We start from the raw sequence: 18,404 nt of genomic DNA, 5'->3' as shown, positions 1-18,404 counted from the left end.
CTGGAGCACAAGGGCACTGCCTTTTATCAACTCCCGGGCCGAGGCACTCAAGAACATGGCCCGCCGCTTTGAGCATCCCCTCTTTTACCCCGACGGGCGATTACTACCAGGCCGAGCTGCTCACCGCCGACCCCTTTGTGGAACTGAAATCCGAAAGCGGCCACACCGTAAAAACCCAGCTGATGGGGGTCTATAATTTTGAGAACATTGCTGCCGCCCTCTGCATCGGCAAATTCTTTGAGGTGCCGGAAAAAAGGCCAACGAGGGGGTAGCCGGCTATGTGCCGGGCAATAACCGCTCGCAGATCATCGAAAAGGGCTCAAACTACATAATTCTGGATGCCTACAATGCCAACCCCTCTTCCATGAAGGCGGCCATTGAAAACTTTGCCGCCCTGCAGCGCCCCAAAAAGGTGATGATCCTGGGGGATATGATGGAACTGGGCGAAGAAAGCGTTAAAGAGCACCATGATCTGGGCCGCCTCATTGCCAAATACGATTTTGACAAGGTGATCTTCTGCGGCATTCACATCATCCCGGCCCTGGATAATAATTCCGAGGGCATCCATTTTGAGACCCGGGAAATGCTGATGAACTACCTGAAAAAGAAAACCTTTGAAAATACTACGTTTCTGATCAAAGGCTCCCGCAGCATGGGGCTGGAAGAATCCGTAGAGTACCTCTAGGCCCATGTTTGATATCCCCTACATCCTGGATTTTCTGGCCCAACTGGCGCAAAATAACAACAAGGAATGGATGGATGCCCACCGCGCCGACTACCAGCAAGCCCGCCAGCACTTTAAGGCCCTTACCGGCTGGGTTATTGAGCAGCTGCAGCAAAGCGATGAAAGCCTGCAAGCCCTTCGGCCCGAAGACTGCATGTTCCGCATCAATCGGGATGTGCGCTTCAGTGCCGATAAGGCCCCCTACAAGATCTGGATGTCGGCCGCCCTGGCCGAAGGGGGCCGGCATGCCCCCCTATCGCACTACTATTTTCACCTGGAACCCAATAACGAAAGCCTGGTAGGTGGCGGCATTTACACCCCCACGCCCGAGCAGCTGCGCAAGATCCGGCAGGAGGTGGATTACAATGCTCCGGAGCTGAAGCAGATTGTAGAGGAGCCAGCTTTTAAGCAACTGTATGGCCCCATTCAGGGCGAGAAGCTGCAGCGCCCGCCCAAGGGCTACAGCCCCGAGCATCCCAATATAGAGTTCTTAAAGCTGAAGAGTTTTTTTGCCATGCACACCTACAGCGATGCGGAGGCCCGGGCAGCCGATTTTCCCCAAAAGCTGGTAGAGGGGCTGCGGGTGGTACAGCCATTTAATGAGTTTCTGAATGTGGCGGTTTCTTAATTGCCATAGTCCACAACCAGAATCTCTTTTGTGCATGAAATGGTAGTAAAGATCCCCCTGGCGGTACCTTGCAGGGTAGATTCTACATTTGCCGGCTGGGCAAAGGGATTATAATTGGCCTCATTGGCCTTTTCTATGCTACGCAGATAGGAATAATACCCTTCTTCCAGATGATCTACCCGAATGCATACAGAGGTAGCCCACACCCGCACCAGACTGCCAATGTGCAGGGTGAGTTCCTCTCCCTCGGCAAACTGGTCTGTCCAGATGCCTTCAAACGTTCTGCGGTTGTACCCAAATTCCTCACCCTGCAAGATGGTAATGCGGTAGAAATTCTCAGTTGCAGGATTGTCTTTTAAGGTAATGGCAAGGGAGAGAAGGCTATCGGGGCTTATGGTATAGGCAATATTTTTTATCTGGGGTTTGGATAAGAAAGTGCTTTTTCCTCGGGCAATTTCTTCTTCCTGACGCCATACCACCAGTTCCCACACCTCGCCTTCCTGGTACCGGACCGTATCATCAGCCTGGTAGTTGTACGCTGCCCGGTTTACACTATCTATTGCATAGCCATTTTGTAATTTGTATTCCTGCTGCCCCTGGCGAAGATAAATATCCAGGTCATCGGCGGCACTTATCTCCAGGCTATCAAAAAAGGGCAGGCTATTGGTGGCAATGGCTCTGAGGGGGGCCTCCGGATCAAGGTAACACTCAATGAAAGTGATCGGAGCATGGGGAGGCAGCTCTACCTCCATCTCCTGGTGCATCATATCGCAGCCAGTGTAAACGATCAGCGGGAGGATACATGCCAGCAATCTTCTCATAAACGGCTAAAAAGTATAATTGAAACTAAGAGAAGGCAAAATGGGAAAGAGTGAAACCTGACGCGCCACCAGGCGAATGTCTTCATTTTGCTGGGGGGTAAGGCGCTCAAAGTACATAAAGTAGGCATTACGCCGGTTGTAGAGGTTATATACCCCCAGGTTGATATCGGCACTGCCCCAGCGGGGCCGCAGTTTGTAGGTAAGCCCCAGGTCCAGGCGATGGTAATCGGCCATGCGGTAGTTGTTGCGCTCGGTATATACCGGGATGATCTTGCCGGTGGCTCCATTGTGCCCCTGTACATAGAAGCGGCCAGGCGGCAGGGTGGTGAGCGCGCCGCTCCCATATACCCAGGTACCGGAAATCTCCAGCCGCCGGTGCAGGCTACGGCGCAGCACTACGCTTAGGTCGTGCCGCCGGTCGTTCGCCGCCAGAAAGGGGGTACCGCCATTGATCTCATCGTACTTGCGCCAGCTCCAGCCCAGGGTATAGCCTATCCAGCCGGTGGTTTTGCCATGGGTCTTTTCCAGGTAAAACTCGTTGCCGTAGGCCCAGCCTTTGCCAAACACCAGGTCTTCGGCCACATCCGGATTGCCGTACATCTCGGCACCATCCCTGAAATCGATCTGGCTTTCCATATCCCGATAATACAGCTCGTTCGAAACGGTCCATTTGCGGCTTAACTTATACTCCAGGCTGGCGGCATATTGTGTGGCCAGCTGGGGCTTGATCTGATCGGTAGAGGGGTACCAGAAGCTGGTGGGCAGCGAACTGCCCGAGCTATTGACCAGGTGCACATACTGGTAGGCCCGGTTGTAGCCCGCCTTCAGGGCCAGATGCCGGACCATTTGCCAGCGCAGGCTCATGCGCGGCTCCAGCCCCAGTTCGGTATTGTTCTGTGCCTGCATACCGGTGAGGCGCAGCCCCCCTTCAAGCCCAAAGCGCCGGCTGATTTGCCAGGAGTCTTCTACATACACGGCCGCCTGGGTTGCCAGTACCTTGTCGGTATCTCTTGATTTGAGGGTGAGCACCTGGGCGTTTTCTTCCTGCTGCATGCGCACCACATCAAAGGCATGGCGGGTAACCGTTGTACCAAAGGTGATAAAATGGTTGGCAGGGGTTTCCCAGGCAAAATCAACCGAAGCATTCAGGTCTTCTATACCAGAGCCTGCTGTTTGGGAAATGGTTTCAAAGCTGTTGCGGATGCGGTATTTATAGGCTGTGGCTGAGAGAGAGAAGGTGGCCGAAAGCCGGGAAGTCAGAAGCCGGTCCCACTTTAAAATGCCTGCCCGGTTGCCCCACAGAAAATTAAACGAGAAGCGATCGTCATAAAACTGAAACCGGTCATGGCCCTGATACAGGGTAAGGCTGATGCGGTCATGCGGGCTGGGTTTAAAGAAAAGCTTGGCGCTGCCGTCATAAAAATAATAGTCTGGTATGGGCTGATAGCCCGGCTCACTGGCCATGGAGCGGTTGATCTGCCGGGTGATCATATCGAAGTAGGTACGTCTGCCCGATACCATCCAGGAGAGCTTGTCTTTGAGTATGGGTCCCTCCAGCATCAGGCGGGAGCTGATGAGGCCGGTGCCCCCTGCGCCTTTTACCTCCCGCAAGTCCCCTTCTTTCAGATCAATATCCAGTACAGATGACAGCCTGCCGCCAAAGCGGGCAGGAAAACTGCCTTTGTACAGCTTTACATCCCGCAGCATATCGTTGTTGAACACACTGAACATGCCAAACAGGTGAGAGGGATTGTACAGGGGTACCCCATCCAGCAGCACCAGGTTCTGATCGGCCTGGCCGCCCCGCACAAAAAAGCCGCTGCTGCCCTCGCTGCCGCTCTGGACGCCGGGCTTCAGCTGCAGGGTTTTGATCAGGTCCTGCTCCCCAAGAATGCCCACCGAGCGCTGTATGTCCAGGGCCGTCAGCTGGGTAATGCCGGTTAAGTTGCTGTTGTAGGAATTTGAGGCTGCACTGGCTTCAATCACCAGCTCCTTGAGCTGTTCCTGCTCGGGCATCAGGTTTAGGCGCAACAGCGTATCGGCCCTAAAGCGAAGGGATAGCTCCTGCTTGCGGTAGCCTACAAAAGATAGGCGCAGCTGGTACGTGCCTGCCGGAACGTTAGAGATAGTGAAGGTACCTGATGCATCTGTAACGTCTCCTTGCAGTAGTTGGGGAAGGTAGACGGTGGCACCGGGAAGCGATTGGCCCGATACGCCATCAAAAATCTGACCTTTTACTGTTACGAATTGACCCCAGGAAGTAGTTGAAGAGACGAAGCAGAGCACTAGTCCAAAAAATGCTGCTCGCATAAAAATTTGCTCCTTTCCCAGTATAGCGCAGGCGGTCTGGCAAAGGTTGCACGGTAGGGGTATAAATTACCAGTCGAAATAGTCTTCCTCTTCCGGCTTTACCACATCCTCCGGTTTGCGGCCCTTGTTGCGGATGGCATCCTTAAGCTCTTCTTTTTCTTTTTGGATATCGGTGATGATCTTTTCCTTTACCGCCTGCCCATCGTAGCTTACCTTAAAATCGTCGGTAGTGCCGTGGATGCGCAGAAACAGGTGCGCGGCCCCCTCCGAAGGGCGTATGGCCGACTCGGGCATCTGGGCCTTTTTGCCGGTAAGCACGGCCTTCAGCGGCACCTTCACCCGGTAGTCGATCCGCTGATCAAAGGTATGGGTGCCCTCAATGGTAAGGGTGGTGATATCAGACTGAATGATGGTAGAGGGAATGTAGATGGTTTCGTTGCGGACCTTGATACTGCTGCTAATGTTGGAAAAGCTGATGTCGGACAGGCGCTTTTCATCAATAAAGACCGACATGGCCTGCATGGGTTCAAAGCCCCTGAGCTGGCCGTTGGAGATGAACATGCTGGCATCTACCTCCAGCCTGTCGTAGCGGAAGCGCAGCTTTTTATCAAACTCCATGGCAGTACTCACATCGGCCGTAACGCGCCCCTTCAGGTGGCGGTCGGTAAGGAACATCTGGCTAAAGTTGTGAAACACCCAGAATACGCTGTCGGAATGGATCTGGTTAAAGCGGGCCTTGCCGGTAACGCGCACATCTTTGGCCCGGCGGGCATCTACCTGACCATCTACCCACATGCGCCCTCCGGCAGCGGCCAGGCGGGCTTCTTTGATGTAGGCCACCCCTTTATCCACCACCAGCTCGCCCGATACATCTCTGGCCCTGAAGCGGTCAAAGTGCAGGCGCTTAACCTTGCAATTGAAATACAGGGCCAGATCGGGCCGGATATCGAAAGCATAGTATTTTTCGCCCTCCTCGCCTGCCGCCATACCAGCCTGCAGCTGCTGCTTTTCGGCGGCATTGGCATCGGCCAGCAGTTCATCCAGGTTCAGGAAGTCTGACTGCAGGTCGGCCTCAATGGCTATGGGCTGGTTTTCCAGCAGCACCCAGGCAAAGATGTTTTTAAACAGGCCGTTGATCACAAAATGGCTGCTGCCTGCCTGGCCCCCCAGGTTGCTCAGCGCCAGGTCCTGGTTGCGGAAAATAAGGCTGCCGTTGAGCGCACTGAAGGGATAAGGGGCTGCCTTGCGCTTAAAGCCCAGGTCCTGCAGCACCACCTCGCCACTGGCTTGTATGCGCTGCAGTGTATGGCTCTGCTTGAGGTCCTGCAGGCGGCCCTTAAACTCCATCTTTACCTGCAGCAGGCCGGCGGCGGTGCTAATGTCGGCAATGGGATAAAAGCGCAGCAGCGAGCCGGCCTCCAGCTCCGAATTTGTAGTAAAAGAAAGATAATAATCATCAAAATTGCTCAGGGTAAAGCTTCCCCGCAGGGGCCGCCCGTTTAGACTGGCCTCCAGCTGGTCTACCCGCAGCACCGAGCTTACAGCGGCTCGCTTGGCCCCATTGGTGTAGCTGCCACTCAGCCGGATCTTCTCCAGCGCCTGCTTGTAATCGGGATGGTAGAAGGAGGCCCCTTCGGCCTTAAACTCCAGCTTTAGTTCGGGGGTTTCTTTTTCACTCAGCTCGCCTTTGGCCGAGGCCAGCAGCCAGAGATCGCCCTTGCTGCGGTAGTTGCGCACCGATTCGGTAAAGGCAGGGGGCAGTATGGCGGCCAGGGTTTGAAAATCGGTGCGTTTGGCTTCCAGCGTCAGGTCCAGCTGCGTGGGACCCTGCGTGCCTACCCGCCCCTCTATCCAGAAGTCCGACTCCTGCACCAGCAGGTTGCTCGGCTGCAGCAGCAGCTCTCCGGTGGCGTCGTTGTAGGTAAACTGGCTGTTCACCTCTACGTCCTGCCCCTTCAGGTAGGGGTCCTGGCCTACCATCAGGCTATCGGTCTGCAGCAGGCCCTTCAGGCCAATGGTGTAGCCGTTTATGCCCAGCTCGGCCCGCACGTGCTTGGCCAGCAGCCGGTAGTCCTGTTTATTGAGCCGGTCGGCATAGTGCAGGCGCACCCCTTCCAGGCGAATGCTGTTCAGGTCAAACTGCATGGCCCCTGCGGAAGCGGGCTCGTCTTCGGGCTGTTCAATGATGGTGTAGTTGACCTCCCCATTGGGCTTGATCTTCAGAAATACCTCGGCATCCTTGAGGTAGATCTCGCGGATGCGGTATTCTTTGCGCAGCAGGTCCAGCAGGCTAAAGGAGCAATGAATGCTGGCGGCGGTGGCCAGGGGCTGCTGGCTTTCGTCGTACGATTCCTTGATCCAGACCCCATCGAAGGTAACGGCGGCATGGGGGAAGGTATCCCAGAGGGAAACGGAGATCTTCTCGGCCGTAACCGGGGTTTTGATGTAGCGGTTAGCCTTTTCCACAAACAGCGCCACAATCTCATCCTGGTAAACATGTACTAGCGTAAAGGCCGCCACGACCATAAGGACCAGCAGCAGCAGCAGAGTAAGAAAGATACGGCCTAGACGCTTGAGCATGAGTGCAAAGGTAGCGGAAGTGCAGTCAAAAAATAGGACGATTTTGCAAAAGAGATAACGTAGGGAACGCGTAAAAAAAGGGGCTCCAAAAAATATATTTAAAATTTAGAAGGCGACTATTGGCGTAATTTAAATCCTTTGTTAGTTTTGCATTCCCATTCGGGGAGAAGAAATTGACTATTGGGAGCATAGCTCAGCTGGTTCAGAGCACCTGCCTTACAAGCAGGGGGTCACAGGTTCGAATCCTGTTGCTCCCACACCCAATCCTCAGCCATATGGGCTGTTGAAATTTCAGTAAAACATTACGTTGGGAGCATAGCTCAGCTGGTTCAGAGCACCTGCCTTACAAGCAGGGGGTCACAGGTTCGAATCCTGTTGCTCCCACATTTTAAAAGCCTTTTATTCTCACTGGATGAAAGGCTTTTTTATTTTCGCCGGCTCAGGCAGGCTTAGCCTACCCCCTAGTCTGGCGCGCGCTAGAAACGCGTACCTTACCGGCTCAGCGCTACCCTCCCCTGCTTTCTGTTGCACCATTGATCGGGCAGCATCCACAAAACCTTCGCCGGCATTTAGTAGTATATACTAAGGCATTTAACCGGTACTACTATCACTTCTCATAGATCCATCGGACACTACATCTGGCTGCCCATCAAGTGGCTGCTGTACCTTATTGGCGGCATCCTGGGCCTGCTGGTGCTTATTATTGTGCTTATTCAGATCCCGGCCGTACAGACCAAAGTAACCCAAAAGGTTGCCAACAGCTTTGCCGAGCAATGGGGCACCGAGGTACGCATCGACAAGGTGAACCTGCGCTTCTTTGATAGCGCATCCCTGCAGGGGATCTTCATCAGCGATAAAGCCGGCGATACCCTGGTGTGGGCAAGCTCCCTAACAGCCGATATCGGCGCCTTTGCCATCCTGGACTCCCGCCTGGAGCTGGACGAGATTGCCCTGGAAGGGGCCTACATCAACCTCTACCGCCATCAGGATAGCGCCAATTTCAACTACCAGTTTATTGTAGACAGCTTTGTGAGCCAGGATACCCTTGCCGACACTACCTCCTCTGCTTTTATTTTTGACCTTTACCAGGTACGGCTGCAAGATGTGCGCCTGCGCTATGCAGATGACTCCTCAAAAATGAGCCTGAATGTACATGCCCCCTACCTGCTGACCGAGCTGGAAACCCTGGGCCTGCCCGAGCAATTTGTGAAGATCAGCAACATTGATATCCGGGACCTGCGGGGCGGCTTTACCTACATCACCCCCTCGCCCGTAAAAGATACCCTGGCTACGGCCGATGAGGTGGCCCAGGAGCTGGATTCGGCCATGCTGAACCCGAGTGGATTTAGGATAGCGGTCGAAAAATTTGCCATTAAAAATACCCAGTTCCACTACCAGGCCAGCGAACTGGCCGAAAAGGGCACCCTTAACTTTCAAAACCTGGACCTGCGTACCCTCAACGTCGGCATCAACGATTTTTACCTGGCCGGCGATACCCTGCGGCTGGACGTACAACAACTAGCCGCTATAGAACAGAACAGCGGTTTTGTGCTGGATAATTTTGCCATGGCGGCCGCCATTGAGCTGCCCATGGTCTCGGGCAGCCTCACCGAGCTGCGTACACCCAATACCCGCCTGACCGACCCCATTCGCCTGGAACAGCTGAGCATTAAGCCCGGCGCCGATATGCTCGCCAGCCTGCAGCTCTCGGCCAATGTGCAGGGGGCCGTGCTGGGCATGGAAGATGCCGCCTACTTTACCCCTGCGCTGGATACCATGCCCTACCTGCGCAGCCGTACCTTTATTCTGGACCTAACCGCCGATGTAGAGAACAACAAAGCCAACATCTCCCCCCTGCGCCTGCGCACCGAAGATGGAGGCATGCTCATGAACATGGCCGGTACCATCACCGGCCTGAACGATCTGGAAAACATGCGGTTTGATCTGCAACTGAGGGAGCTAAGCACTACGGTGGCCTACCTGCAGCGCTTTAGCTTTATGCCGGAGTTCCCCCCTGCCGCCGCCCAGGCCGGCCGCCTGCACCTGATAGCCGATGCCAAAGGGACCCCAAAAAATATGGACATTGCCGCCCGCCTGCGCAGCGGCATGGGGCTACTGCAAACTAACATGCTTTACCGGGCCCCTACCGCCAACCGCTTTCTACTGGCCGGCAATGTAGATGCCACCGACTTTGACCTGACCCCCTTTGTGGGCGACAGCTTGGGGCTGGGCACCATCACGCTTACCAGCAAGCTACGGGTCAACGGCATCGGCCAGCAGATCAATGTAGATAACTTTTCCCTGATAGTAGAGGAACTGGAGTACAACGACCACCTCTACAAGGGGCTGGCCGCCCAGGGCTATTTTGTAGACAGCACCCTGGAGGTATCGGCCGCTTATGAGGATGCCTACCTGGACATGGACCTCTTCCTGAAAACGGATATGAAGGATTCGCTCCCGCTGCTGCAGGCCGAGCTGAACCTGGACCGCCTGAACATGTACCGGCTCAACCTAAGCCCCGACAGCGTAATTATTAGCACCCGCCTGGTGGCCGATGTGCGGGGCAATGATTTTGATGGTATCCGGGGTACAATTGAAGCCCGGGATACCGAGCTGATCCGCGGCGCTAATAAATGGACCATGGACAGCCTGGTGGTAAGCTCCCGGGAGCAGGGCGATGGCACCCGCGAAATAGCCCTTACTACCGACTTTGCTTCGGCCACCCTTACCGGCCAGTACCTGCTGGCCGATCTGCAGCAGGCGCTGGACCAGTGCGCCAACCATTACTGCTCGGCCTACAAGCCCGGCGATGAGCGGGTGGAGTTTGGCCAGGACCTGGAGCTGGCCATTAAGATGTGGGATGAGCCCATCATTGCCAAAGCCTTTTTGCCGCAGCTGGAGCTGCTGCACCCCATGACCATCAATGCCCGCTTCCGGGACCGGGACCGCTCCTTTGATCTGGAGGTAGAGGCTCCCGGCATCAGCTGGGATACGCTGGTGATCGAAAACCTGCAGGTAGATGCCAAAACCGTAGATCAGGTGCTTTCCTTCGATATCGACATGGACAAGTTGAAAGTGGGCACCACTACCGATATCCCCTCCTTTAGGCTGGATGGGCAATGGGTGCAGGACAGTGTACACTTTGTGCTGGGCCTGGCCCCCGAAACCGACAGCACCCGCCTGCTGCTGGGCGGCGCCGTTACCTTTTACAATGATACGCTGGCCCTGGCCCTGGACCAGACCGAGCTGGCCATCCGCGGCAAGGAGTACCAGATGGCCGATAATGCCCTGATCAAATACGCCACAGACTTTCTTCAGATCCGGGATTTTGCCCTGCAGCGGGAGGGCCAGCTGCTGGCCGTCAACACCCGGAATGAATACAGCCAGGACCCACTGCTGCTGGCCCAGATCAATGAATTCCAGATCGGGGACTTTGCCGATATCTTTGGCTTTCAGGAATACGGGCTGGCCGCCACGCTGGATGGCAAGGTGCAGCTCACCAACCCCATGAACCTCTCGGCCATGGAAGCCGACCTGCTGGTGCAAAACCTGATGGTGGATAGCCTGCCGGTAGGCAACCTGCAGCTGCAGATGAACAAGGTATCCAACGACGGCCGCCTGAATGCCGATATTGCGCTGAAAGGCCCCGGCAATGATCTGAGCATGCAGGGCTTTCTGAACATGGAAGATTCTACCAATGCCATGCAGCTGGATGTAGACATCAACAGCTTTGCCCTGGCCCCCTGGGAGCCCTTTGTAAAAGACTTTCTGCAGGATCTGGAAGGCAGCCTGCAGGGCAATATGGACATAGCCGGCAGCCTGAACCAGCCCAGGATGGAAGGCCAGCTCAATTTTGGCAACAACAGCGCCTTTCGCCTGGCCATGACGGGCGCCCGCTACACCCTGCAGGATGAGGGCATTGCCATTGACAATCAGGCCATACGGCTTAATGAGTTTACCCTGCTGGATTCACTCAATCAGACCCTGGTGGTGGATGGGCAGATCCGGCACAACGCCTTTCAGGATTTCAGGCTTGACCTAAGCGCAAAGGCACAGGATTTTCAGGTAGTGAACAAAGCCAGAAGCCTGCAGGAGCTGTTCTACGGCCGGCTGTATGTGCGCACCGATGCCCGCATTACCGGCCCGCTGGATGATATCCTGGTATCGGGCAGCCTGCGGGTAAATGAAAAAACAGATTTTGCCCTGGTGATCCAGTCCGAAGATGCCAATGCCGGCGTAGCCAGCTTTATCAACTTTATCAATACCAATGCCTTTCTGGCTGCGGATACCACCTTTGCCATGCAGCTGCAGGCGGCCGATAGCCTGGATGATCAGCTGGATGCGGCCTATTTTTCAGTAAACCTGGATATAGAAGTCCCCCCAGCCGCTACCTTTACCGTGGTGGTAGACCCCACCACCGGCGATTTTCTGGAGGTGCGCGGCACGGCCGATCTGCAGTTTCGCATGGACCCCAGTGGCGATATGAACCTGCAGGGCCTCTACGAGGTGGAGGAGGGGCGCTACCGCCTGAGCTTTATGGAGGTGATCCAGAAAAGCTTTGCCATACAGGAGGGCAGTACGGTGGCCTTTACCGGCGATCCTTTTGATGCCCAGATGGAGATTACCGCCGTTTACACCACCGAAGCCAGCCGCCTGCCCCTGCTGCCAAATGCCGAGCCCGGCACGCCCGAATATGCGGCCGCCCGCCGCAAAGAACCGGTAAATGTGCTGCTCAACATGGCCGGCACGCTGGAATCGCCCGTTATCTCCTTTAACATTCTGGTGCCTGAATCCAACTATGGCGAAATGGGCAGCGCCGTATCGGCCCAGCTTGACCAGATCAAAAGCAACGAATCAGAGCTGTTCCGCCAGGTGTTTGGCCTGATTGTGCTCAACCGCTTTCTGGCCGAAGATCCCCTGGCCGGCGGCGGCGACGGTGGCGGGGCCGGCGCTGCTGTAAATGCCCAGATCAACCAGAGTGTAGGCAGCTTCCTGACCGAGCAGCTCAATGCCGTTACGCAGGATTACCTGGGCGTGGAGATTGAAATTGAGCTGGAATCCAACCAGATGGGAGGGGGTAATGCCTCGCTGGGCGATAGCCGGGACATAGGCGTAAACCTGAGCCGTTCCCTTTTTAACGACCGGGTAGAAGTGCAGGTAGGCGGCGTTACCTCTACCGGCGGCGGCGGTGGAACAGGGCCGGGCGCCGGTGGCAGCGGCTTTGCCGGCAACTTTGCCATCCTGTACCACATCAATGAAAAAGGCAACCTGAGCCTGAAGATCTTTCAGCGCAACGACCGGGACTATCTCACCAATGAGTTTATTCCCAAAACCGGGGCCGCTATCAGCTTTTTCAAGCATTTCAATACCATGTCCGGCCTGTTTGGCTCCGAGCCCAGCCACCTGGAAATGCTCAAATCAGATGGAGCGGTAGAAACCGAGCTCAACAAACCCTAGGCTTAGCCCCTGGGCCGCTTCCTTTTTTGCCCCTCTTCGGGAAATTTGCAGCCAAATTGGAACCTGTTTTTTTAGCAGAAAAGCGAAAATGGGCGTATTTTTGAGCCGAATGCACCTAAAATTTTTTCGCTACGACAAAAACTACCTGCTGCGCGCCGTGCAGGAAGAGCTCCGCAGCCGGCTGCTTGCCTATTTGTGTGGGCAGGGACGTCGTGCATTTCAGCAGCATTTTAACCCCCTGGGGCTGGAAGATAGCCTGAGCCGGCAGATCCGCAGCACCCGCCCCCGGCTGGATGGCTTGCAGGATGTGTACACTACCCTGGCAGCCATTTACCGCTACCACCATGGGGGCAACCAGCTGGAGCTGCTCTTCAATGGCAAATCGCACGAAGAGCAATACCACCTGGACTGGAGCCTGTGCTTTGCCGACTGGTGCAGCCAGCTGTGTGCTGATCCGGTATTTGTACGCCTGCTGCTAGGCATTAGCGTGCTGCAGCCACCCAAAAAGGGCCATCCCTCCCTGGCCGAGCAACGCCTGCGCAGCCTGGTGCAGGAGAAATGGGGCATAAAGGTGCACAAGCGACGCGGCATTCTGGAGCAGACTGCCTGAGGACTGGCGCAGCCCGCTTATTCTTTGCTTTTTTGAGCGGCCAGCCATTGCTGGGCGATTATGGACTTGGCATCCTGAAAGGAGAGCTGCAGCAGTTCGTCCAGGGAGTACTCCAGCACTTCTATCTCTTCATGCTCCTGATCAAGCCCACCCCTTCGGCAGTTTTCTGGCTCACTTCGGCATAGTAGAGGTATACCTTCTCGGTGCTGGCCCCGGGCGAGGGGTAAAAGTCCATGAGCTGCTCCAGCCGGTCTACCCGGTAGCCGGTTTCCTCCTCTACCTCCTTGCGGATGGTCTGCTGCGGATCATTCTGGCGATTATCAACCATGCCGGCAACGATTTCCTGCAGGGGTTGCCCGGCGCCAAAGCGGTACTGCTTTACCAGCAGGTAAGTATTGCGTTGGGTATTGTATACCAGGGCGGCCGCCACCCGGCCTATGTCAATCTGCTCCCGTTCCAGGGTCTCGCCTTTGTAGTCTACCAGCAGTTTTTTAAATGTATAAAAGCCTTTGTGCAGGATCTCTTCTCCTTTAATGTTCATGGGGTGCATGTGTAAATTGCGGGTCGTTTTTTACCGCTACGCAAGATGGGCGGTTTTAGTCTAACAATACCGTAGACAGCTGCATAAATAACTCCCTGAGTTTGCCTGCAGAAAAAAGCCAGACGTGAATGTCAAAGCTCAGGAAACGGAAGCAGGGCTGCGTAGCTGGTAGTCAAACCGTAGGATAAAATAAAATTTGCCGAAATGGTGCTTTTTTAGCCGGTTTTGCAACCCATACCCCCTTTTTTCGGTAAAACACTACATGAAAACACAGCAAAAACCTTGGACAGCCAACGGTGCCATTAGCGTGTATGTAGGGGAAAATGGGGAAGGAATATGTGATTTTACAGAGATTATCGGAAGCAAGGATGTATCGGCCTATGCCAATCCAGGAACTTCAGAACCAACCCCCGCATTGAGCTTTTTTGAAAACCTGCACCTGGTTTATCGCAGAGATCCCTCTATCCGGGACTTTGATATCAATCCTTTTCAGGCTTATTTTAGCTTTGATGCGGCCAAACGGGCAGCCCTGGAGCAGGAGCTGATAAGGGTAGGCCTTACCATCAGCAGACCCCCGCTACGGCCCGGCCTGTAGCAAATAGCTCCCTGCGGTACCAACCCGCCAAACAGGCGGGTACCTGCGCCTGAAGGCAGATAAAAAAACAGCGACTCCGTTGAATCGCTGCTCTACAGGAACTCTGGACAAAAGCCCATCCGGGCAGATCTGTTTCCTTATTTCTTAGGCACCGTCCACAGGTAAATGGTGGCGCCGTCTACGGTTATTTTTTGCTCCGGCTCCCAATCACCCATATCAAAGGCATGCGATACAATGCGGGTACCGGGCTTTAACTGTTCCAGCAGCTGCGGACGCAGGCGCATGTTTACATCCGGCAGCAGGTAGAGCGTTACCACCGTAGCATCTTTAAAGTCCATCTCAAAAAGATTGCCTTCCACAAAGCGCACCTTATCGGTTACCCCTGCTTCTTTTGCGGCTTCTTTGGCTTCCCGGATGCGCTGGGGGTCAATGTCCACCCCGGTGCCGGTGGCGCCGTAGCGCTTGGCCGCTGCAATCACAATACGGCCATCGCCGCAGCCCAGGTCATAGAGCTTGTCGTTTTTGATACATTGGCCAGCTTTAGCATGGCATCCACTACCGCCTGGCGGGTGGGTACATAGGGCACATCCAGTTGGGGCCGGGCTTCAATCACCGGCTGGGCCTCCTGCCCCAGGCTAAGGCTTACGGCGCCCACCAGCAGCAATACCGTACAGCAGGCATGTTTTAGCATTTTCATCTGTTTCCCATTTATGTTAAAAAATACACATATCCCATCCCGGCTGCGGGCAGCTGGCTGTTTTGGGTAGCAGCCCCCGCATTACCAACTGCAACTGCGGCCGCCGCCGAATGTTTCACTCCTTTTTATCCCCAGCCCGATGCCGGTTGCAGGGGGGCTTGCGGGCAGCGGCTTAGCGCTCTGCTGGTTTTGTGGCAGCGCCAGGCGCAGGCGTAGCCATATACGGCATGGCCAGCAAAACCCCCACGCCCAGCAGCAGCACCCCTACCCCTACCAGAGCACCCAGGCCCGTATACATCAGGCTGGAATAGAGCAAATACACACTGCTGATACAAAAGACAAGGGGGTAAGGGGGTAGAGCGGCACCCGGAAGGGGCGCTCCCGATGGGGCTCCTTTTTGCGCAGCACAAAGAGCGCTACTCCTACCAGGAGCAGAAAAAGCCAGAAGACCGGTGCCGTATACTCCACAATGGTCTCAAATCCTCTGCGGGTAAAAAAGCCCAGGCCAATGAGCAGCAGGGCAATGCCCCCCTGCACCAGAAAAGCATTTACCGGCGAGGAGGTCGTTTCATTCCACCTGCCCAGCAGGCGAAAGGCGCTAAAATCCCGCCCCAGGGCATAATTGGTGCGGGCGCCGGTAAATATGGTGGCATTGGCCGAGGTAAGGGCGGCAATGGACACAATGAGGGCGATCAGGATCACCCCCCCTTCCCCAAAGGCTACCCGCATGAGTTCGCCGGCTACCGCATCAGAGGCGGCCATGCCAGACAGGCCCAGGGCATTGAGGTAGGCCAGGTTTATGAGCAGGTAGAGAGCGGTAATGATAAAAATACTGATGATCAGCGCCCGGGCCATACCCCGGCGGCCGCTGCGCAGTTCGGCCGAGATGTAGGCGGCCTCGTTCCAGCCTCCAAAGGTAAGCAGCACAAACACCATGGCCATGCCCAGGGAAGATACCCCACCACTGCCGCCCGCTGCTGCTACGGGAGGGGCTGCCACCTGGGCCGGTGCAACAAAAAAACCGGCGGCCAGCACCAGGCCTATGCCCAGCACCTCCAGCGCAATCAGCAACTTTTGAGTACCCGTGCCCTGGCGTATGCCTACCAGGTTAATGCCTGTGAGCACCACCACTACTACCGCCGCATAGAGTACCGACGAATAGACGCCCAGATTGACAATCTGCGCCCCATAATCCCCGATAATAAAGGCAAGCAGGGCAATGGAACCGGTCTGGATCACACTCATGCGGGCCCAGGCAAACAGAAAGGCTGTTTTTTTGCCAAAAGCGCGCATCAGAAAATGATAGTCGCCCCCGGTGTGCGGAAAGGTGGTGCTAAGCTCGGCATAGCAGAGGGCACCCACCAGAGACACCAACCCGCCCAGGGCCCAGCTGAGCAGCATCATGCTGCCACTCTCCACATTGGCAGCCACCAGCGAAGGGGTGCGGAAGATACCGGCGCCCACTACTATGCCCACAATCACCGCTATGGCATCGCTCATACTCAGCTCCCGGCGGGGAGCCGCCTGGCGGGGAGCCGCCTCCCGGGGCCCTACCGGCGTATCCGGGCTTTTGGGGCCGGCCTGGGGGGCTTCCGTTGGCCGGGGGGTGCCTGTTCTGGTATCATCCGCTCCTTTGTACATGGGCCTATGCGGGGATCTTTTTCTTTATTCCGCTAAAAAAGTGCGATGGGTTTGAATAAGAGCTGATAGCCGCCTGTTTGGCCGGGCAGACAACTCGCTGGCAGCAAACCTTTTAATACAAGTAAGAAGGGAGTATTTTGTTTGATGTGCGGCAGCTGAATCCTGCAGGCACTCAGCATGGGCCCGAAACGAAAAAAGGGGCCGGGCCCCTTGTGTGTTCCTATCCAACAGAATAAAAGCCCTGGCCTGCCGCTCCGACTGGCCAGGGCAAATGCCCCCGGGCTACTGCTGCTCCCGGCTATCTACCACGCAGCTGGTGTTAATGCCGCCGCGGATGTTGTAATCAGTGGTGATCTTCAGGTAGTGCGCATCCTGCAGCTGGCGGTACACATCCTGGTAGATGTAGGCGGTTACATCCTCCTGCGCCACGCCAATGTGCCGCCAGGACATAATGTAGTACTTCAGGCTCTTAAGCTCCAGAATGTAGGAGCCAGGCACATATTCAATGCGCAGCACTCCATAGTCGGGCAGGCCCGAAAAGGGGCAGAGGGCCGAAAATTCGCCTTTCTCTGTCTCGTACACCACCTGCTGGCGCACCGCATGGGCGTAGGGCAGGCGGTGGATCTCCTTCTCCCGGTAGTCAGGGGGCAGAAAAAGGCCAAATTTTCCCTCGGGACGAATGCCCATTTTTTCCATATACTCCAGCGAAGCACGGGTGTGCTCCACCGACTGTTTCTGAAGGGCGTCCAGCCGTTCGTTTATTGCCAGTTCTTTATCGGTCATGTTCAGTATAAGATCAGATATTCCCAGAAAACATAAAACGGCTCGCAAGTTCACACTTTTCAGGCAATTTTAGAAATCCGTCTCCTTCAACACCTTCCCCCCTGCCCGGCGGAACTTGCCGCCCGCCTGCAGCTGTTATGGTGCGTACCGAAGCCGCACCGGCCTGGAGGGGCTTTTAGTCCACGGCCTGCCGCCAGCAGGGGGCTTTGCTGAATTAGCCGGCACAACCCCCTTGAAAAACAGCCTGCTTCCGGTACTTTTGCACCCGACAAATAATGACAACCCCTACAGGCATGATCCCTACGGCACCCGGCACTGCGGCCCTGGTTCTCTTTTCGGGCGGGCAGGACTCTACCACCTGCCTTTTCTGGGCTAAAAAGCACTTTGAGCGGGTAGAGGCCCTGGGCTTCAACTACGGCCAAAAGCACCAGGTAGAGCTGGAGCAGGCCCTCCTGATTGCCCAAAAGGCCGATGTGCCCTTTCATGTAATGGACGTAGGGGGCCTGCTGCAGGGCTCTTCCCTCACCGAGCACCACAAGGCGATGGACAGCCCCCATGAACAGAACCAGAACCTGCCTGCCTCTTTTGTGCCGGGCCGCAATGCCCTGTTTCTGACCATAGCCGCCAGCTGGGGCTACACCCGCCAGATCCACGACCTGGTAGGCGGCATGTGCCAGACCGATTATTCGGGCTATCCCGACTGCCGTCGGGTATTTGTAGATTCGCTGCAGACCACTGCCAGCCTGGCGCTGGACCAGGATGTGCGCATCCACACCCCCCTGATGTACCTCACCAAGGCCGAAACCTGGAAGCTGGCCAAGGACCTGGGCGTGCTGGAGATCGTGCGCGATATGTCGCATACCGATTACAACGGCAACCGCAGCACCTACAACGAATGGGGCTATGGGGAGCTGGACAATCCGGCCTCCATCCTGCGGGCCAGGGGCTGGGAAGAAGCAGCAAAGGGCTGGGTATAAGAAACAGGAAGAGGCGCTGAAGAAATCAGCAGAAAACCTA

Annotated in this window: 16 protein-coding genes and 2 tRNA genes; 9 read left to right on the top strand and 9 right to left on the bottom strand. The window is 55.7% G+C overall.

The window, feature by feature from the left end:
- Positions 1-68: 68 nt before the first annotated feature.
- The 3 genes from ADICEAN_RS21435 to ADICEAN_RS15325 are packed head-to-tail and all read left to right on the top strand — an operon-like array spanning position 69 to position 1,352.
- Positions 69-272 carry a hypothetical protein gene (locus tag ADICEAN_RS21435; RefSeq protein ID WP_009196540.1) on the top strand — a complete coding sequence of 68 codons (204 nt, stop codon included), beginning with the start codon at positions 69-71 and terminating at the stop codon, positions 270-272.
- 8 nt (positions 273-280) lie between these two features.
- Positions 281-685 carry a glutamate ligase domain-containing protein gene (locus ADICEAN_RS21430; RefSeq protein WP_009196539.1) on the top strand — a complete coding sequence of 135 codons (405 nt, stop codon included), beginning with the start codon at positions 281-283 and terminating at the stop codon, positions 683-685.
- A gap of 4 nt (positions 686-689) precedes the next feature.
- Positions 690-1,352: a DUF2461 domain-containing protein gene (locus ADICEAN_RS15325; protein ID WP_009196538.1), complete on the top strand. Its 663-nt coding sequence runs from the start codon at positions 690-692 to the stop codon at positions 1,350-1,352.
- Here ADICEAN_RS15325 and ADICEAN_RS15320 read toward each other — a convergent pair.
- The 3 genes from ADICEAN_RS15320 to ADICEAN_RS15310 form a co-directional block, all read right to left on the bottom strand.
- Positions 1,349-2,119, bottom strand: a complete 771-nt coding sequence (locus ADICEAN_RS15320) for a DUF4249 family protein (protein WP_161622720.1) — start codon at positions 2,117-2,119, stop codon at positions 1,349-1,351. The two genes, ADICEAN_RS15325 and ADICEAN_RS15320, sit on opposite strands and share 4 nt — an antisense overlap.
- A 60-nt stretch (positions 2,120-2,179) precedes the next feature.
- Positions 2,180-4,483 carry a TonB-dependent receptor gene (locus tag ADICEAN_RS15315; protein WP_083879750.1) on the bottom strand — a complete coding sequence of 768 codons (2,304 nt, stop codon included), beginning with the start codon at positions 4,481-4,483 and terminating at the stop codon, positions 2,180-2,182.
- Positions 4,484-4,549: 66 nt separating this feature from the next.
- Entirely contained in the window at positions 4,550-7,063 is a 2,514-nt protein-coding gene (locus ADICEAN_RS15310) for a DUF748 domain-containing protein (RefSeq protein ID WP_009196535.1), read from the bottom strand.
- 182 nt (positions 7,064-7,245) lie between these two features.
- On the opposite strand from ADICEAN_RS15310, the gene ADICEAN_RS15305 reads away from it, so the two are divergent.
- The 4 genes from ADICEAN_RS15305 to ADICEAN_RS15290 all read left to right on the top strand — a co-directional run bounded on the left by ADICEAN_RS15305 (position 7,246) and on the right by ADICEAN_RS15290 (position 13,130).
- A tRNA-Val gene (locus ADICEAN_RS15305) sits at positions 7,246-7,320 on the top strand.
- Between the two features lie 52 nt (positions 7,321-7,372).
- A tRNA-Val gene (locus tag ADICEAN_RS15300) sits at positions 7,373-7,447 on the top strand.
- Between the two features lie 309 nt (positions 7,448-7,756).
- On the top strand, positions 7,757-12,520 hold the full coding sequence (locus ADICEAN_RS15295; RefSeq protein WP_040397487.1) for a translocation/assembly module TamB domain-containing protein: 4,764 nt from the start codon (positions 7,757-7,759) through the stop codon (positions 12,518-12,520).
- A 109-nt stretch (positions 12,521-12,629) separates the two neighbouring features.
- Positions 12,630-13,130, top strand: a complete 501-nt coding sequence (locus tag ADICEAN_RS15290) for a hypothetical protein (protein WP_040397485.1) — start codon at positions 12,630-12,632, stop codon at positions 13,128-13,130.
- A gap of 121 nt (positions 13,131-13,251) precedes the next feature.
- Here ADICEAN_RS15290 and ADICEAN_RS15285 read toward each other — a convergent pair whose 3' ends face one another.
- A complete protein-coding gene (locus ADICEAN_RS15285) occupies positions 13,252-13,671 on the bottom strand; it encodes an NUDIX domain-containing protein (protein ID WP_161622719.1) in 420 nt (139 codons plus the stop codon).
- A 262-nt stretch (positions 13,672-13,933) separates the two neighbouring features.
- Between ADICEAN_RS15285 and ADICEAN_RS15280 the strand changes: the two genes are divergently transcribed.
- On the top strand, positions 13,934-14,266 hold the full coding sequence (locus tag ADICEAN_RS15280; protein WP_009196531.1) for a hypothetical protein: 333 nt from the start codon (positions 13,934-13,936) through the stop codon (positions 14,264-14,266).
- Positions 14,267-14,403: 137 nt separating this feature from the next.
- Here the strand turns inward: ADICEAN_RS15280 and ADICEAN_RS23350 are convergent, their stop codons facing one another.
- The 5 genes from ADICEAN_RS23350 to queF form a co-directional block, all read right to left on the bottom strand.
- On the bottom strand, positions 14,404-14,745 hold the full coding sequence (locus tag ADICEAN_RS23350; RefSeq protein WP_009196530.1) for a class I SAM-dependent methyltransferase: 342 nt from the start codon (positions 14,743-14,745) through the stop codon (positions 14,404-14,406).
- Positions 14,742-14,963 (bottom strand): hypothetical protein, encoded by a 222-nt coding sequence (locus ADICEAN_RS23345; protein WP_009196529.1) that lies wholly within the window; start codon positions 14,961-14,963, stop codon positions 14,742-14,744. The genes ADICEAN_RS23350 and ADICEAN_RS23345 overlap by 4 nt, the downstream gene beginning before the upstream one ends.
- 172 nt (positions 14,964-15,135) lie before the next feature.
- Positions 15,136-15,261 carry a hypothetical protein gene (locus tag ADICEAN_RS23595; RefSeq protein ID WP_262486193.1) on the bottom strand — a complete coding sequence of 42 codons (126 nt, stop codon included), beginning with the start codon at positions 15,259-15,261 and terminating at the stop codon, positions 15,136-15,138.
- Positions 15,261-16,604, bottom strand: a complete 1,344-nt coding sequence (locus ADICEAN_RS15265) for an APC family permease (protein ID WP_009196528.1) — start codon at positions 16,602-16,604, stop codon at positions 15,261-15,263. Before ADICEAN_RS15265 ends, ADICEAN_RS23595 begins: the two co-directional genes overlap by 1 nt.
- 282 nt (positions 16,605-16,886) lie before the next feature.
- Positions 16,887-17,387 (bottom strand): preQ(1) synthase, encoded by a 501-nt coding sequence (gene queF, locus ADICEAN_RS15260; protein WP_009196527.1) that lies wholly within the window; start codon positions 17,385-17,387, stop codon positions 16,887-16,889.
- 293 nt (positions 17,388-17,680) lie between these two features.
- Between queF and queC the strand changes: the two genes are divergently transcribed.
- A complete protein-coding gene (gene queC / locus ADICEAN_RS15255) occupies positions 17,681-18,364 on the top strand; it encodes a 7-cyano-7-deazaguanine synthase QueC (RefSeq protein WP_201766031.1) in 684 nt (227 codons plus the stop codon).
- The last annotated feature ends 40 nt before the right edge of the window (positions 18,365-18,404 follow it).

Origin of the sequence: Cesiribacter andamanensis AMV16 (assembly GCF_000348925.1) — a bacterium.
GTDB classification, from domain to species: Bacteria; Bacteroidota; Bacteroidia; order Cytophagales; family Cyclobacteriaceae; genus Cesiribacter; species Cesiribacter andamanensis.
This window is presented reverse-complemented; position numbering and strand designations above follow the sequence as displayed.

What these genes read in the sequence shown, in the direction of transcription:
- ADICEAN_RS15315 (WP_083879750.1), bottom strand. Translation starts at nt 4,483, where the DNA reads ATGCGAGCAGCATTTTTTGGACTAGTGCTCTGCTTCGTCTCTTCAACT.
- ADICEAN_RS15290 (WP_040397485.1), top strand. Translation starts at nt 12,630, where the DNA reads ATGCACCTAAAATTTTTTCGCTACGACAAAAACTACCTGCTGCGCGCC.
- ADICEAN_RS15325 (WP_009196538.1), top strand. Translation starts at nt 690, where the DNA reads ATGTTTGATATCCCCTACATCCTGGATTTTCTGGCCCAACTGGCGCAA.
- ADICEAN_RS15320 (WP_161622720.1), bottom strand. Translation starts at nt 2,119, where the DNA reads ATGATGCACCAGGAGATGGAGGTAGAGCTGCCTCCCCATGCTCCGATC.
- queF (WP_009196527.1), bottom strand. Translation starts at nt 17,387, where the DNA reads ATGACCGATAAAGAACTGGCAATAAACGAACGGCTGGACGCCCTTCAG.
- ADICEAN_RS23595 (WP_262486193.1), bottom strand. Translation starts at nt 15,261, where the DNA reads ATGTATACGGGCCTGGGTGCTCTGGTAGGGGTAGGGGTGCTGCTGCTG.
- ADICEAN_RS15285 (WP_161622719.1), bottom strand. Translation starts at nt 13,671, where the DNA reads ATGAACATTAAAGGAGAAGAGATCCTGCACAAAGGCTTTTATACATTT.
- ADICEAN_RS15280 (WP_009196531.1), top strand. Translation starts at nt 13,934, where the DNA reads ATGAAAACACAGCAAAAACCTTGGACAGCCAACGGTGCCATTAGCGTG.
- ADICEAN_RS15310 (WP_009196535.1), bottom strand. Translation starts at nt 7,063, where the DNA reads ATGCTCAAGCGTCTAGGCCGTATCTTTCTTACTCTGCTGCTGCTGCTG.
- ADICEAN_RS23345 (WP_009196529.1), bottom strand. Translation starts at nt 14,963, where the DNA reads ATGAAAATGCTAAAACATGCCTGCTGTACGGTATTGCTGCTGGTGGGC.
- queC (WP_201766031.1), top strand. Translation starts at nt 17,681, where the DNA reads ATGATCCCTACGGCACCCGGCACTGCGGCCCTGGTTCTCTTTTCGGGC.
- ADICEAN_RS15265 (WP_009196528.1), bottom strand. Translation starts at nt 16,604, where the DNA reads ATGTACAAAGGAGCGGATGATACCAGAACAGGCACCCCCCGGCCAACG.